The organism is Serratia sp. JSRIV006 (genome assembly GCF_019968685.1).
In the GTDB taxonomy this organism is placed as follows: Bacteria; Pseudomonadota; Gammaproteobacteria; order Enterobacterales; family Enterobacteriaceae; genus Chania; species Chania fonticola_B.
In genome coordinates, this window is sequence record NZ_CP074137.1 from 2517651 (window position 1) to 2533710 (window position 16060).

At 48.8% G+C, this 16060-nt stretch carries 10 protein-coding genes, 1 pseudogene and 1 CRISPR repeat array; of the genes and pseudogenes, 9 read left to right on the forward strand and 2 right to left on the reverse strand.

The annotated features are described in order from the left end of the window. Positions 1-28: 28 nt before the first annotated feature. From KGP16_RS11670 to KGP16_RS11685, 4 genes are all read left to right on the forward strand, one after another. Entirely contained in the window at positions 29-3232 is a 3204-nt protein-coding gene (locus KGP16_RS11670) for a host specificity protein J (RefSeq protein WP_223499358.1), read from the forward strand. After that, positions 3229-4254, forward strand: a complete 1026-nt coding sequence (locus KGP16_RS11675) for a DUF6453 family protein (RefSeq protein WP_223499359.1) — start codon at positions 3229-3231, stop codon at positions 4252-4254. The genes KGP16_RS11670 and KGP16_RS11675 overlap by 4 nt, the downstream gene beginning before the upstream one ends. Positions 4255-4268: 14 nt before the next feature. Next, entirely contained in the window at positions 4269-5591 is a 1323-nt protein-coding gene (locus KGP16_RS11680; RefSeq protein ID WP_223499361.1) for a phage tail protein, read from the forward strand. A 230-nt stretch (positions 5592-5821) separates the two neighbouring features. Continuing rightward, positions 5822-6085 carry a hypothetical protein gene (locus KGP16_RS11685; RefSeq protein WP_223499363.1) on the forward strand — a complete coding sequence of 88 codons (264 nt, stop codon included), beginning with the start codon at positions 5822-5824 and terminating at the stop codon, positions 6083-6085. A 298-nt stretch (positions 6086-6383) separates the two neighbouring features. Here KGP16_RS11685 and KGP16_RS11690 read toward each other — a convergent pair whose 3' ends face one another. After that, positions 6384-6620, reverse strand: coding sequence for a DinI-like family protein (locus tag KGP16_RS11690; protein WP_223499638.1), 237 nt, complete (start codon positions 6618-6620; stop codon positions 6384-6386). Positions 6621-7200: 580 nt separating this feature from the next. On the opposite strand from KGP16_RS11690, the pseudogene KGP16_RS11700 reads away from it, so the two are divergent. The 5 genes and pseudogenes from KGP16_RS11700 to KGP16_RS11720 all read left to right on the forward strand — a co-directional run. After that, positions 7201-7380 (forward strand): annotated as a pseudogene (locus KGP16_RS11700) (isocitrate/isopropylmalate family dehydrogenase); the annotation flags it as partial. Positions 7381-8314: 934 nt separating this feature from the next. Then, positions 8315-8647: a fimbrial protein gene (locus tag KGP16_RS11705; protein WP_021804665.1), complete on the forward strand. Its 333-nt coding sequence runs from the start codon at positions 8315-8317 to the stop codon at positions 8645-8647. Positions 8648-9284: 637 nt separating this feature from the next. Continuing rightward, positions 9285-9830 carry a fimbrial protein gene (locus KGP16_RS11710; RefSeq protein ID WP_021804664.1) on the forward strand — a complete coding sequence of 182 codons (546 nt, stop codon included), beginning with the start codon at positions 9285-9287 and terminating at the stop codon, positions 9828-9830. A gap of 58 nt (positions 9831-9888) precedes the next feature. Continuing rightward, complete coding sequence (locus tag KGP16_RS11715; RefSeq protein WP_223499368.1) at positions 9889-10593, forward strand: fimbria/pilus periplasmic chaperone; 705 nt, start codon at positions 9889-9891, stop codon at positions 10591-10593. A gap of 75 nt (positions 10594-10668) precedes the next feature. Beyond that, positions 10669-13248: a fimbria/pilus outer membrane usher protein gene (locus tag KGP16_RS11720; RefSeq protein ID WP_223501348.1), complete on the forward strand. Its 2580-nt coding sequence runs from the start codon at positions 10669-10671 to the stop codon at positions 13246-13248. Positions 13249-13547: 299 nt separating this feature from the next. After that, a CRISPR array of direct repeats spans positions 13548-14717; the repeat unit is 28 nt; unit sequence GTTCACTGCCGTACAGGCAGCTTAGAAA. A 41-nt stretch (positions 14718-14758) separates the two neighbouring features. Here the strand turns inward: KGP16_RS11720 and KGP16_RS11725 are convergent. After that, a protein-coding gene (locus KGP16_RS11725) for an IS3 family transposase (RefSeq protein WP_223500153.1) occupies positions 14759-15906 on the reverse strand; the annotation gives its coding sequence in 2 pieces (ribosomal slippage) (positions 14759-15669 and positions 15669-15906; 1149 coding nt in all). Between the last annotated feature and the right edge of the window lie 154 nt (positions 15907-16060).

The window sequence follows — 16060 nt, forward strand, 5'->3', positions numbered from 1 at the left end:
CAGGCGAGCTTTTTTTATGGGCGAAACTATGACAGACGTGATCCAAGGTCGCAAAGGTGGCGGTGGCAGTAGCCATACCCCGACAGAGTCCCCGGACAGCATCCAGTCGATAGCGAGGGCGAAGATTTTACTGGCGCTGGGTGAGGGGGAATTTGCTGGCGGGTTGGATGGGCAAAATATTTTCCTCGATGGCACCCCGGTTTTTTCGCCAGATGGAACCCTGAACTATCCCGGCTTTGAGTGGGATTTCCGTCCGGGCACCCAGATGCAGAATTATATTCAGGGAATGCCAGGTGCTGAATACGAAGCTAGTGTTGGTGTCGATCTGAAAGCTACGCAGCCTTGGGTGAGAGCGATAAATAATACTCAGTTATCTGCTGTCAGAGTTCGCCTTGGCTGGCAGACGCTGGTAAGGCAAGAGGATAACGGGGATCGCGTGGGTACTCGGGTTGATTATGCGATCGATCTCTCTACTGATGGCGGCGCATATCAGACCGTTTTAAACAGTGTGATAAACGACAAAACTACGTCACTTTTTGAGCGTAGTCACCGTGTGAATCTGCCGGCAGCAACAACAGGCTGGCAAATCCGCCTGCGCAGGATTACCCCTGACTCAACATCCAGCAATGTCGTGGATCTTACGCGTGTGATGGCGATCACTGAAGTGATCGATGCCAAGCTTCGTTATCCCAACACGGCGTTGTTATTCGTTTCGTTCGATGCGAAACAGTTCCCAAACATTCCGCAGATCAGTTGTAAGCCGAAAGGGCGGGTTATTCGCGTTCCGACAACATATGACCCGGAAAGCCGGACATACAGCGGCACATGGGACGGCAGTTTTAAATGGGCCTACTCCAACAATCCAGCATGGGTATTCTACGATATTTTGCTGAATAAGCGGTTTGGCCTTGGTGATCGCTTGGATGCAACCCAAGTTGATGAGGTAGAACTGTATCGTATAGCACAATACTGTGATCAACGTGTACCCGATGGGCGTGGCGGCTCCGGTACAGAACCACGATTTGTGTGTGACGTTTATATTCAGGCTCAGAATGAAGCTTTTACCGTACTGCGCGATCTGGCTTCGATTTTTCGTGGCATGACGTATTGGGCCAATAACCAAGTTTGCGTGTTGGCTGATATGCCGAGGGATATGGATTTTACATACACTCGAGCAAACGTCATTGATGGAAAATTTCACTACCAAGGCGGCAGTTATCGAAACCGCTATTCAAGCGCGATGGTGAGTTGGTCAAACCCTGACAATCATTATCAAGATGAAGTCGAAGCGGTTATGGAAAATGCACTGGTTGAGCGTTACGGCATCAATCAGACGGAAATTTCCGCCATAGGTTGCACGCGGCAAACGGAGGCAAACAGGCGCGGGCGCTGGGCGCTACTCACGAATAGCAACGACCGCACAATATCGTTCTCAACTGGGCTGGATGGTTACATTCCATTGCCTGGGCGCATCATTGGCGTTGCAGATCAGATGTTGGCTGGGCGTGTATTAGGCGGCCGCATATCGGCAGTTAATGGCCGGGTGATTAAATTGGATCGGGTTGCCGATGTATCGCCGGGTGATCGGCTGATTATCAATTTACCGAACGGCAGCTCCCAGGCACGCACTGTTTCCGTCGTCAGTGGTACCAACGTCACGGTCAGCACTGCTTATAACCCAAATCCAGAACCGGAGGCCGTGTGGTCTGTCGATGCTGGCGATCTGGCAGTCCAACAGTATCGGGTTTCAAACGTTACTGATAATGATGACGGCACGTTTACCATTTCTGCTGTTTGGCATAGTCCGGGCAAATACGATGCGATCGATACTGGTGCCCGACTGGATGAGCGGCCGATATCAGTGATCCCGCCTGGTGTGCAAGCGCCTCCAACCAATATACAGGTCAGCAGTTTTACGCAGATTAACCAAGGGATTGCAATCACTACGATGCGAGCCAACTGGGATGCTGTTGATAATGCTGTGGCGTATGAAGCCGAATGGCGGCGAGACGATAGCAACTGGGTTTCTATGGCGCGCACATCGGCCCTGGGATTCGAAGTGCAGAATATTTTTGCCGGGCGATATCTGGTGCGGGTCCGGGCCATAAATGCCAGTGATGTTTCCTCTATCTGGGGAACATCAAAGGAAACTCGGCTAAATGGCAAGGAAGGGAAACCACCTAAGCCAGTAGGGTTCGCAGCAACGCCCTTATTGTGGGGAATAGGGCTTTCATGGAATTTTCCTGCCGGAGCCGGGGACACACTGAAAACCGAAATTCAATATGCTGATAATGCCGCAGGCAATAACGCCATGTTGCTTTCAGATGTGCCTTACCCGCAACGTAGCTATACGCAGAGCGGATTACAGGCGGGGCAAGAGTTCTGGTATCGTGCGCGGCTCGTCGATCGCACTGGCAATCAGGGTGACTGGATTGATTGGGTGCGCGGGCAGTCTAACGGCGATGCTGATGACTATCTTCATGTGATTGGCGATGGTTTTATGTCGTCTGCTGATGGTGATCGGCTTTCTGGCCAGATCGATACCAACATCGACGCCATCCTGCAGAACGCCCTGGCCAATAACGCGACGGTTGACCATCAGTGGGCGCAATACGGCGAAGTACGAGCCGATATTCTGGTTGTAAAAACCACGATAGCCGAGGTTGATAAAGCGTTTGCTGAAATGTCCACGCAAGTGCAGGCGCAGATCGGTGACGTTACCGCGGCTTTGGAAGACAAGCTAACAGCTACTGTTGATGCTACTGGCGCAACAGCGGTGCATACGTTGAAAGCCGGTGTGCGTATTAATGGCGTGTATTACAGCGCCGGGATGTCTATTGCGGTATTGGCGCAAGCTGGCCAGCCAGTAGTAACTCGCATCGGATTTAACGCCAATCAGTTCGTACTGATGAGCGGTAGCGGGGATAAACAATATTCGCCTTTTGCTGTGGTTAATGGGCAGGTATTTATCAGTGATGCCTTTATTCAGAATGGTTCTATTACCTCAGCAAAAATAAAAAACGCCTCAATCGGTGGCGCTCAAATTACGGATTATCTCCAGTCAGATAATTACTCTCCGGGGGGCGTTGGTATGAAACTGGGGTTCAGGGATGGATATGTTGAAATCAATGGTTCAGTGCCTGGTCTTGGAAGGACTGTTGTCAATAACGATGGTGTGGCAGTTTACGACGGTGCAGGGCAAATAAGAACAAAGCTCGGGAGGATATATTGAGCCGATACGGACTTGTAGTTTATCCCAAAGACGGTGGTGCGGGTGTTGATATCAGCAACGGTTCTAAAGCCTGCGCCTATCGTGGCTTTTTTAACCCAGAGTTTGACCAAAACGGAGAAACATGGTCATACCCCGACCTCTCGCCTGGAGCCTCATTATTTATTGTCCCAAGAAGAACGGTTGCCATTATTCAAACAGGCGCGGCTCCCAGAGTAATATCATGCAGTGGTGTACAAATATCGGGAGGTACAGTGCATGCCTGGTTTGATGGATTTAATTCCAGGCAGGACAAAGGCAGGCGACCCATCGAGTTTGATGCCTTTCAGGTATCAGGCGCTGGAGGTGTACCTCGCTATGGACTCCAGCTTATCGACGCGACAGACTACAGTGAATTTAACGATCTGGCTGTTGCGGGGAAATGCGTCTGGCGTGGTGTTGTTACCGTGCGCGGTGCCTGGGCAATCCCCGATATTCCTGATCGTGCCAATGCGATTGTTTTTGCTTACTGGGATCGTGGTGATCGCGCTGTGGATTTTGACCGTGAAAGCATGACTGTGAATGTCTATAGAGAGGCAGGTAGAGATATCATCAGCGACGGCAGTGCAGATTGCCAGATGTGGATATGCATCTTTTCGAACGGCTCTTATCCGGTTCCTCCGCGTTACGGGTTGGCAATCTGGAATGCCGCAGGGCAATGCACATTCTCCTCTGATAATGCTCCCATGCTCTATCGCGGTAATTCATTAAACACGCAGCGCATACCGGGTAACTATGCATACCCCCTCATGGCGACAGCAAAGCCGCTGGTCCCACTCTGCCGCCTTGGTATTCATGATGGTATGAATCTATCGAATAACTATCTTGATTATCGCCATGCTGGAATGCGAATGGCTGGCGGTGGCGTTACTGCCTGGCGCACGAGATACATCAACAGTTACGACCATAGCAAAATCAATATTCAGTATCGGCTGACAACAATCAATCTGCCCGTACTGGACGCCGCAGATTATTTTAGTCTTTAAATAAGGGGCAGGCTATGCCAGCAGGAACTATCACGCTCACGACCAACTCGGCGATCGTTAAAGGCGCGGGTACGGCGTTCATAACAGAACTGAAGCCCGGCGATTTTGTTGTAGCGGTTGTCGGTGGTGTTACGTATACGCTGCCGGTGAAAACCGTCGATAACGCGATACAGGTGACGCTAATCCGCGTCTACGATGGCCCTACGCAAGCCGGAGCAGCATGGTCAGCCGTGCCGCGTGAAACACAGAACTCAATCACCGCACAGCTCGTCGCTGAAGCATCAAGAGCGATACGCGGGCTAAACTATGACAAGGACAATTGGCAGCAGGTATTCAGCGGCACGGGTAATGTAACGGTCAAGTTGCCCGATGGCAGCACGTTCACCGGGCCAGCATGGCGAGGTTACGCAGGACAATTATCTATTCTAAGAAATGATATTAATACAGTAGCGGAGACAACCGCAGGTAAGTTAGCAAAAGATAAAAATCTATCTGACTTAAGCGATAAAGTCGCCGCTCGTACTAGCCTTGGCCTGGGAACAGCAGCAACGGCTAACGTAGGTGCCAATAGTAATCAAATCATGTTAAATGGCGCATGGGGGCTGGGGGGGAGCTATAAAGGATTTAAAACCATTAATAGCAATAATGTTAATTACCTACTTAATGAACTTGGCGAGCGTGGCCTTACAGCCTTTAGAAACAATGCGCCAATAAATGACAACGGTGACGGATGGTATACTCCTGCTTGGGGACCGTCGATATGGTGCCGAACAGAAGACGTTTATGCTGCGTTTAACATGGCATCAACAGCAAACCATCTATCAGTATCATGTGGCAACCTTCGCGAAGGCTGGGTAATGCACAAAGTCATTTGGCATAGTTTTAATACAGTTGTTGATGGTAATGGATTTATTAAGAAAGCCTCGCCAATAACGAGTATTTATCGGGATGGCACCTGCAAAAACAATATGGAGTCGGAAGGGGTTACCTGCAAGCGGCTTGATGTAGGCATTTATCACGTTGATGGGTGTTTGGGTTTTTATAACGATAATGGTTGGAAATTCGAAGTACCCAAGGACGAAAACGGCAGTGCATTATTGTGGGTGGACTATGAAGTGAAAAAGGACGGCTCAATTATATTCAAGACGTACCACAGGACAAATGATTGTCCCATTTCTGCGTTGCAGAATAACATTGACGGTTACGCCAATGGTGACAGCATCGACATCCCTGAAGGTAAGTTTTTAATGGTTCGCCTAAACGTTCCAAACAGTCAATTCGCCGAATATGTTCCGGATGATTCAATCCCCATACCAGAGTCAGCACTAACTGACTAAAAAGTCAGGCTAGTCAATGGATATCCCAGGCTGTCGCTGGATTGATCTGCGTGTCGAGATGCCGCCGTAGATGAGCTGTATTCGGAGTTTTCACAGGGTGAAACGCCAGTCCCTATCTAAGAACCCAGGAAGTGAAAACTAGGCTAGGGTAAATACCGGTTTGCAATTTCTGAGTTATCGACTAGGTTTACTGGCGCAGTCTGGTTATGATTTAAATCAAAGGAATTGTTATGACTAATAAAGGCTTAATTATTTCCATGTTTGCTCTGGGTCTACCTTCTTTCGCTTCGATTGCTGCCGATGCTACAACTATGGAACATGAAGACGCAGCGGTTAAGCATAAAACCGCCGCGAAGCACCACAAGAAGGCTGCTAAGCATCATAAAGAAGGAAAGCACGAAGAAGCCAAGAAAGAATCAGCTTCAGCAATGGAACGCTCTAAAGTTGCTCATGAAAAAACCATGGCTGCTGATGCAGAAAGTGCCAAGAAGTAAATTTTAATAGTGCTGCCCCTGTATCATTTTGGCAATGCGTGCTGAATTTTCAATAACGATACTGGGGCAGTATTCTGTACTCGATAGCTATCTGTCAGTTCCGCAAGCGGTTATGTGTAGTTCGGCCATAATATGAATTGTCAACGCCATACTAGGAACGTTAAGACAAAAAAGGATACCGCTGAAACGAGCAGGATAATTGTGAATAACGCATCTTTGTCGAGTCCTTTTTTCACGCTAAAGCTCTTTGATAGGATTAATTTAGCAAATATAGCTGCTACACATTAATTTGCAATTTTCACGACTGAAACCAGTCATCAGCACTTTCCCACGTCTCCTGCAGTATTTCCTCGATCGCCTCTCTATCTGCCGGTGTCGCCCTGCCAACTGATAGCCCATCCATGCCAGCCATCCGAACGGTGGCCACAGCATCAGGAAACTTACGCTGTAGGCGCTTGTTCAGTTCAATGGCCAGAGCAGACGCAGCACATGCTGGCAGTTTCTTTTTCTTATCGATAGTCACTTCAATATGCAGCATGATTTAGCCCTCCACGATTTAACTGTTTATTTGTACAGCTAAATTATTCTTTGTTCAATATGGATTTTTGCAAAGCGGAAAATTTTTCGAGTAGGAAGGTTTTAAAGAATAGGTTCCAGGTGAAACGCCTGTACCTATCGAAAAAATCAAGGAGTGATTTACAACGCCGGGAAAAATTCCGGCAAACTATCCAGCCAGATATCACCATGCTAATCTGGGTGAAAAATAACCGGAGGTATCTATGGAACTGGATGAGGAAAGATGCGGGATGATAGTCGCAGAAATCGGGGCGGTGGTTGTTGAACTGGTCCATGCTGGACAGCTTGTCGACAGAATGGCTATCGTTAATGCTTTGGAATCGAAACGTAGGGCTGTAGGGAACAGACTTCATAAAGGGGTATGCCGAGATGCTGCGGCACTTGTTAGAAATAACGGTGACCGGTCATAATAAAATGCGATCAATGCATAAATTTCTTTCTGCAAAACTCAACTCAAACCAGCACCAATCAAGGCTCACTAAGGCCGATTTTTACCGACGTGAATTGGAATGTACGATATAATAATCAATGGGTTATGATTACCCAGCTATATGCTGCTGCGTCACATGGGCTGGTTCGAAGCTGCTGACCTGATCGTTAAGGGCATGGAAGGTGCTATCGCTGCCAAGACCGTGACCTACGATTTCGAACGCCTGATGGAAGGCGCTAAGCTGCTGAAATGTAGCGAGTTTGGTGACGCCATCGTTAAACACATGTAAGTGTGTTTTAGCGTTTGATGATAACGGGAGCTTATGGCTCCCGTTTGTTTTTTCCCCTTCAAAAACTCTTCTGCAAAACTGTATGAAAAAAAGCCAAAACTCGATGTTGGATCAGTTAACTGCAGTTCGAATGTTCCGCTTTTTCTTGGCAATACTTGATCTACCATTTTGACGAATCTATTCCAACCATACCCATTTGCTATTGCCAGTCTTTGCATCGTTATTATTGAGTGCAGATGTTGAGCTAACATTGGATTATGGCCAAGCAATGGCGTGCAGGTATGAGCGGTATAAGCGGGCTTGATTGCACAGTTTGCCCTGGTTGATGAAACTGCATGGCGTAGAGGATGAGGTAACCGCATTCTTAGATATCTTGGTGATTGAAGCGACGGCGCTTTCGGTTATTCATGAGAAATGAAGGGGAAAGTTATAGGAAAGCTAATTCTTACAAGGATATGGCATTATTTTTACCTCCTCAGTAGTCTACTTGTTGGTTTTGTTAGCAATGATATCCTGTTACTCTTTAGCCTAAAATATTGAAGGGATAGGGACATGAAAAGGCTACTTCTGACGTTAGGAGTGATAACTCTCACGGGGTGCGTTAACCCCTACACTTATAGAGAAGATCAAGAGATTGTCGCCTCTTTTACGACATCTAACGGAGTTCAGGAGACGCAGGAATGTATCTTGGTTGCGTGGCAAAGTAATATGACTGGGGGAGGAGCTGTTACATCACAGAAAACAGGGAAGTACTACAGCATTATTTCGATAGCGGATAATGCAGATGTCTATAGTGATGGCGGCATAACCAAGATTGATTTCTACTCGCTGAGAGGTTCACTGGACCCGTGGCGAGGAGTAAAAAAACGAACAGAAGGAATAAAATCCTGTCTATAACCACCTTCGGGTGGTTTTTTTACGCCTGGAGAAAAGCATGAGTGACATTGTAAGTATTGCTCTGCGTGTCGATACCAGCAACTTGCAGAGAGGAAACAGTGAGCTGGATAAATTCCAGCAAAAAAGCGTTGGCGCGGAGGGAAAGGATGGTCGTCTTGGCATTACAGGTACGGCTAGCGGTGCCAGTGTTGCTTTGACCGATGGTTCAGGAAATGTGCTTGAGCTGGGAAAACCCAGCAAAAACTTTTCGCTCCAGAATGGTAATAACACCCTTCCTTTTACCGTTTACCTTCAGGGAGATGGTGTGCCGGGAAATATTCAAGCGGGTGATTATCAGGCTATGGCTGGTTTCATGCTGAAATTCCAATAACTAAAAATTCACTATTGAGTATCGGGAGCCTTATGGCTCCCGTTTGTTTTCCTCAAAAACAGATCAGCAGCCAAACGCCGATGAGCTTTACCTTTGCTGCAGAGCAGTAAGTAACTTATGGGTAAGCGAAGCTATCTGCGTATCGCTGCCAAAATCCATTTTATTGGTTTTTTGTTATATATCAATTTGTTGCATGGTTTTCTTATATGGAATTGCAGTGCTGTTAGAACAATAGAGAAATCCGGTCTTTCATATAAGAACGTTGTTTAATCTATTGATTTTAATGGTAATAAATGTTTTACTCTGCATTTTATACTACTTCACTAAGAATATTCTGTTCTTGGCGATAATATTTATCCCAACAGCAAGGCAGTATGCAACACCGAACGAATGATTCGTGATGGGGTAAGGGATAAAGGTTCGCTGAAAAGGCTTTCAACACGGAACTACCATTCATTGATATCTTGTGAATGTATTTCTATTTGATTTTATTGCACCAGTTATTGTCCTGCATTTTCAATGCTGTGTTATTGACGATATGTACTCGTCATATTTATAGAGTTATGTATTGCATAAATATACCCACATTTTGTGGGTAACCTATTAGTTTAATGACGTAAGGTCACTAGGAATAAATATGAAAAAATTAACAGTTGTAGCTTCCCTGGTTGCGGTATTTGGTTCAGTGGGTCTGGCTCAGGCCGCTTCTACCGGTACCATTACCTTCAACGGTGAACTGACCGCCAACACCTGTGATGTCGTAGTCGATGGTCAGACGGCAGACGCCACTGTTGTGCTGCCAACCGTCGGCACCAGCCAGTTGAACGGCGCGACCCAAACCGCAGGTGAAACAGGTTTCGTGATGGCACTGAACAACTGTTCAGGCACACTGCAGACTGCCTCAGCCTTCTTTGAAGCGGGTGCTTCGGTAGATTCCGTTACTGGGCGCCTGAAAAATCTGACAGGCACAGCTTCAAACGTCAGTCTGCAACTGCTGGATGCGTCCAGCACGTCTCGGGCAGTGATCGAGGCCGGTAACGCGAACCAGGTGACCAACACCACTTATCAAGATGTTACCAGCGGTAGCGCTACCCTGCCTTATGCAGTGCGTTATTATGCTGAAGGAGCCACTACTGCTGGCACTGTGATCAGCAATGTAGTCTATTCTATTCAGTATCAATAAGCAGTTTTAGAAGGGGGGAGTCATCCCCCTTTATCTCCCGTAGGGTTAGGAGTTTTTTATGAAACTTTTTCCTCTAAATACTGCGCGTCAGGTTTGCACTCTTGCCGCGATTGCCCTTTTCAGTGGCAGCAGTCTGGCCAGCGTGGTACTCAGCGGCACTCGTGTGATTTATCCGTCGGACGCCAAAGAAGTCAGCGTCAAAATCAATAATGTCGGTCCCTCGCCGGTACTGCTGCAGAGCTGGATAGATAATGGCGATCCCAATGCCAAACCTGCGGCAATCAAAGTTCCCTTTGTACTGACTCCACCTATGAACCGGGTTGAGCAGGGTAAGGGCCAGACACTACGTATCAGCTATGCTGGCGGAAGCTTGCCAATGGATAAGGAATCGGTGTTCTGGCTGAATGTGCTGGAAGTTCCGGCCAAGAGCGAAGCCAAAACGAACGAAAACCGTCTGCAAATGGCTTTCCGTACCCGGATCAAGCTGTTCTATCGTCCGGCGGGCCTGCAAGGCAATGCCAATGATGCTTCTAAAGCGGTAACTTGGAACACGCAAGGCGGCAAAGTACAGGCAACCAATCCCACGCCGTTTTATGTCAACTTTGTGAACCTGTCAGTCAACGGCAAAAAACTCGATAACGCCATGGTGGCACCGCGCTCAAGCATGGTGTTGAATCTGGCTGGCAATGGGGGCAACAAAATCAGTGGGAGTGTTGTTAATGACTATGGTGCGGTCAACCCCTTCGATGCTGTAATAAAGTAACATAATAATATCTATCACTATTTTTATATTTAAGTCTTAGTGATAGACCCGGTATCAAGCTCTTGAGGGGGCGGGATGTCAAAATTTTTGCGCTACGCTATTCGTGAGCCGTTCGCCTCTTTGGCGGTAGCGGCGTTATCGATTTTTGTGGCGGGAAGTGTCAACGCGGCAACTGAAAACGCACCGCAAACCAGTGCCAAGAGCTTGGAGTTCGACTCGTCTTTTTTGAACGTTGATGACGTTCAGTCGGTCGATCTCAGCCGTTTCGCTGAAGGCGCCTCAGGGTTGCCCGGAATTTACAAAACCGCGCTGTATGTTAACGATCAACTGATCAGTAATACCGATATTGAATTCAAGTCTCGGGCCGATAAGTCGGTCTATCCCTGCTTGACCAGCGACATTATTAGAAATATTGCGTTCAACTACGAAAAACTGCCCGCCGACTTTTTAAAACAGCAGTCTAGCGGCGCCCTATGTATGGATCTGCAAAATAAGCTTCCTGAAGCCCAGGTGAATTTCGACAGTAATGAACAACGCCTGGATATCATTATCCCTCAGATTTACATGCTCAATATTGCCCGGGGCACAGTGAGCCCGGAATTATGGGACAGCGGTATCCCGGCGTTCCTGCTTGGTTACAACGTTAATGGTTACACCAGCGAATCGCACGGCAACACCTTTAACTCGCTGTTCGCCGGGGTGAACGCCGGGCTGAACGTGGGGGCTTGGTATTTGCGTCACAACGGCTCTTATAGCCAGATGAGTGACGGGCCCAGCCAATACAGCAGTATTAATACCTATTTACAGCGCGACATTCCGCTACTGAAAGGGCGAATGTTGCTGGGGGAATCGAATACTACCGGGCAATTGTTTGATACCTTGCCTTTTACCGGGGCTCAACTGGCCAGCGACGAGCGGATGTTACCGGAATCCCTGCGTGGCTATGCGCCGGAAATCCGGGGGATCGCCCGCACCAATGCTCGGGTGACCGTGACTCAGGGGGGCCAGGTTTTATATGAAACCACAGTGACGCCGGGGGAGTTCCTGATTAATGACCTTTACCCGACCGGTTACGGTGGCGATCTTGTGGTTACCGTGCGTGAGTCCGATGGCACCGAACAGACTTTCAGTGTGCCTTATGCTTCGGTGGCACAACTGCTGCGCCCGGGGTCATCGCGCTATTCCGTCACTGCGGGTCAATTGCGTAGCGAAAACCTGCGTGATGAGCCGGCTCTATTCCAGAGTACTTATCAATATGGCCTGACCAATGCCATTACCGGCTATGGTGGCTTGCAAATCAGCCAGGATTACTATGCGGTGCAGGTAGGGGCGGCATTGGGGATCCCGATAGGGGCTCTGGCCTTTGACATCACTCAGGCCGGCACGAAACTGGGTGATAGCACCGATGCGAACGGGCGGAGCCAGCCAGGCGGCACCCTAAGCGGGCAGCGTTACCAACTGAGCTACAGCAAGCTTATCAGCGAAACCAACAGCAACCTTTCGGCGGTCTTCCATCGCTCTTCTTCCCAAAACTACCTGGATTTTCTGACCGCCGCGCAAACCCGTGATGCGGCAGAGCAGGGGAATTTTCTGGACTCCATATCACGAGTCAAAAACCGCCTGACGCTGACCGCCGGGCAAGGCTTGCCGGATAACTGGGGGCAACTGTATGTCAGTGGCTCAGTGCAGGATTACTGGAATCAGGATGGCAGCGACATACAGTATCAGGTGGGGTATAACAACCGCTATAAGAGCCTGTCATACGGCATCAGTGCCAACCGCAGTCACTCAAGCATCGGGCAGATGCAAACCAACTACCTGCTAAGCTTCAGCTTGCCACTGGGCCGGAATGACGAACTCCACACGCCACAGCTGAGAATAGACCTGTCTCATGACAGCAGTGGGCGTTATGGCCAGCAGGCCACGGTATCTGGTACCTCCGGCGTGGAGAATCAGTTCAGTTATGGCATAACCGCGATGAACGCCAACCAGGGGATGGGGACCAGCGGTTCGGTGAATGGCAACTACCGCAGCCGCGTCAGCGCACTGAGTGGAACCTACAGCACCGGGAAAGGCTACCAGAGCGGCTCTGCCGGTATGACAGGGACGGTGATCGCCCACGCAGGAGGGATCACCTTTACTCCCTACACCTCAGACACCTTTGCCCTGGTAGAGGCCAAGGGAGCAGAAGGGGCGAGCGTGTCGTCGTATCCTGGGGTGAACGTTAACTCCCGCGGCTATGCAATGGTGCCTTACCTGAATCCCTACCAGATGAACGAAATCAGTATTGATCCGAAAGGCACCGCAGCGGATGTTGAGTTGGATAACACCAGCCAGAAAGTTGCACCGTATTCCGGGGCGGTGGTGAAATTGAAATACAACACTAAACAAGGGACGGCGATTCTGGTGAATGCGACCTATCAGGGGGAACCGGTACCGTTCGGCGCCGATATCTTTGATAGTAAAGGCAACAATGTGGGTTCAGTGGGGCAAGGTGGGCAAATGTATGCTCGTGTAGCGGAAGACAAAGGAGAGCTGATTGTGAAATGGGGCGCCGGTAGTGAAATGCAATGTACTGTGGGGTATATGCTGATGCCGCAGGCAAAAAACAGTCCCGTTTCGGCGATCCAGGTCTTTGATTCAGTTTGCCAATAGAGAACCGTAGTCTTAGCCATCAATCTGACGGGAGCTATGGCTCTCATCTCCTTTTCCCTCACTGAAACTCTTCCGCACGGTGGTAAAACGAGCTGCATTCATCCCTTGGTAGCTCTGTAATCATCCCGCGAACCTGTATCTATCCCTGATACTCGCAATGTCCCTCTAGACCCTAATTTTGAAGCCATTCATAACCCATTGATTTTAAATTAAGGATAGTGAGTGGATGAAAAAAGGGTTTTCCGGAGGGTTCCAAGGTTATTGTTTAAGTAACAGAGAATTAGCGCTAGGATGTAACAGTTCACTGCCGTACAGGCAGCTTAGAAATGAGCGTTATGCTCTACAAATTGTCGATGAGCGTTCACTGCCGTACAGGCAGCTTAGAAAGCACGATGTGAAGAAGCTGGCGGAGTTGATTTGTTCACTGCCGTACAGGCAGCTTAGAAATTGACGCAATATCAACGCGAGGGATAAACCGAGTTCACTGCCGTACAGGCAGCTTAGAAACGAACGTGTTGCGCTGGTTTTTTGGTGCGTTGAGTTCACTGCCGTACAGGCAGCTTAGAAACTGGTGGAACCGTCGAAAATAGCAACCATAGCGTTCACTGCCGTACAGGCAGCTTAGAAATTTCCCCCAGCGAGGTTCGCAGCCAGTGGACAGTTCACTGCCGTACAGGCAGCTTAGAAAAAGCGGGAAGTAAGCTACATTTCCCAGCTAATGTTCACTGCCGTACAGGCAGCTTAGAAAATCGACGTTTGCACCTGTAATTGGCACAACCTGTTCACTGCCGTACAGGCAGCTTAGAAATCGCCGCGCCCGTTGCATTTGCAGCAGGCTACGTTCACTGCCGTACAGGCAGCTTAGAAAAGTTCAAATATGAGCTGTTCAAGGATGCCTACGTTCACTGCCGTACAGGCAGCTTAGAAAAATGTCTACCCATGCCGCGCCAGTGCCATTTTTGTTCACTGCCGTACAGGCAGCTTAGAAAGTCACCCGCGCATCGTTACTCAGCGCCGGGAGGTTCACTGCCGTACAGGCAGCTTAGAAAAGACGGCCTGACGCAAGCAGAATACATGGATAGTTCACTGCCGTACAGGCAGCTTAGAAAGAGTGCAATACCGATAGTCTTGTTGTCAGTCTGTTCACTGCCGTACAGGCAGCTTAGAAAATCACGTAGCCAGGTACGGACCATCAATCTTTGTTCACTGCCGTACAGGCAGCTTAGAAATGGTAGCAAAGGGGCGCAATAATGATGGATTGGTTCACTGCCGTACAGGCAGCTTAGAAAATAAGGTGTGATATGGCGACTAACAGTAAAGTGTTCACTGCCGTACAGGCAGCTTAGAAAGTAACCGCGCCTCTCATCATCGAAACCATGAAGTTCACTGCCGTACAGGCAGCTTAGAAATGCCCCATGATGGTTAGCTTACGCATGCGTGGGTTCACTGCCGTACAGGCAGCTTAGAAAAAGCTCCATCACGTCGCTATCAATGAATCGCCACGGATAATCTAGACACTTCTGAGCCGTTGATAATATTGATTTTCATATTCCGTCGGTGACATCTGATCACTCGAACCATGCCGACGCTTACTGTTATAAAACATTTCGATGTAATCAAAAATATCACTGCGGGCTTCTTCCCGCGTTCCGTAGATCTTTTTCTTTATCCGTTCACGCTTCAGTAGCTGGAAAAAACTTTCTGCAACTGCGTTATCGTGACAGTTACCACGACGGCTCATACTGCCCTCCAGTCCATGTGATTTCAGGAATGACTGCCATTCATGGCTTGTATACTGACTACCTTGATCAGAATGAACCAGCACCTGTTTTTGAGGATTACGCCGCCACACGGCCATCAGAAGCGCATTCAGGACAATATCTTTTGTCATCCGGGGTTGCATTGACCAGCCGATAACTTTGCGCGAAAACAGGTCAACAACCACGGCCAGATACAGCCAGCCCTCGTGGGTTCGGATGTAAGTTATGTCCGTTACCCAACGTTCATCCGGTGCTTCCGAGTTGAACTGCCGCTGGAGCCTGTTGGGTGTCACGATACTGGCCTCCCCTTTACGAGCTCTTGGGCTTCGGTATCCGACCTGAGCCTTTATCCCGGCACGCTTCATCAGCCGCCAGACCCGGTTAATCCCGCACTGTTGCCCGCTATCTCGCAGGTCGAGATGGATCTTACGATAGCCATAAACGCAACCGGACTCCAACCAGAACTGTTTGATTTGTCCTGTCAGCCTCATATCTGTCTGATGCCGTGGTGAATGTGGCTGCTGAAGCCAGGTGTAAAACCCACTTGGATGAACATCCAGCACCCGACAGAGCAGACGAACAGGCCAACAACAGGTGTTATCACGGATAAAGGCGTACCTCAGTCGGACAGCTTTGCGAAGTACGCCGCGGCTTTTTTTAATATGTCCCGTTCGTCAGTAACTCGTTTCAGCTCTTTTTGGAGTCGGCGGATCTCGGCCTGAGCATCTGACTGTTCTTTGTTGGTGGAAGAGTCAGGCCCGTACTTCTTTATCCAGGCGTAAAGGCTGTGGGTGGTGATGTCGAGACGTGTTGCAACGCTGGAAACAGAATGGCCACGATCAACAACCTGTTTGACCGCTTCAATTTTAAACTCTTCAGGATAACGCTTACTGCTCATGTGCACCTCTCTTTAGGCCATTTTAAATGACTCTGAGGTGTCTGTTAAACCCGTGGCGATTCAGTTTCAATCCCTTGTGTCTACCAATATTCATTGCAATGCAGCCAGCACAGAAATCAACCTCGATTGTTATCGCGAAAGATCCTTTCTGCTA

Bases quoted from the DNA above. Each gene is read 5' to 3' on its own strand.
- KGP16_RS11670 (WP_223499358.1), top strand. From the start codon at position 29: ATGACAGACGTGATCCAAGGTCGCAAAGGTGGCGGTGGCAGTAGCCAT.
- KGP16_RS11705 (WP_021804665.1), top strand. From the start codon at position 8,315: ATGAGTGACATTGTAAGTATTGCTCTGCGTGTCGATACCAGCAACTTG.
- KGP16_RS11710 (WP_021804664.1), top strand. From the start codon at position 9,285: ATGAAAAAATTAACAGTTGTAGCTTCCCTGGTTGCGGTATTTGGTTCA.
- KGP16_RS11720 (WP_223501348.1), top strand. From the start codon at position 10,669: ATGTCAAAATTTTTGCGCTACGCTATTCGTGAGCCGTTCGCCTCTTTG.
- KGP16_RS11685 (WP_223499363.1), top strand. From the start codon at position 5,822: ATGACTAATAAAGGCTTAATTATTTCCATGTTTGCTCTGGGTCTACCT.
- KGP16_RS11715 (WP_223499368.1), top strand. From the start codon at position 9,889: ATGAAACTTTTTCCTCTAAATACTGCGCGTCAGGTTTGCACTCTTGCC.
- KGP16_RS11680 (WP_223499361.1), top strand. From the start codon at position 4,269: ATGCCAGCAGGAACTATCACGCTCACGACCAACTCGGCGATCGTTAAA.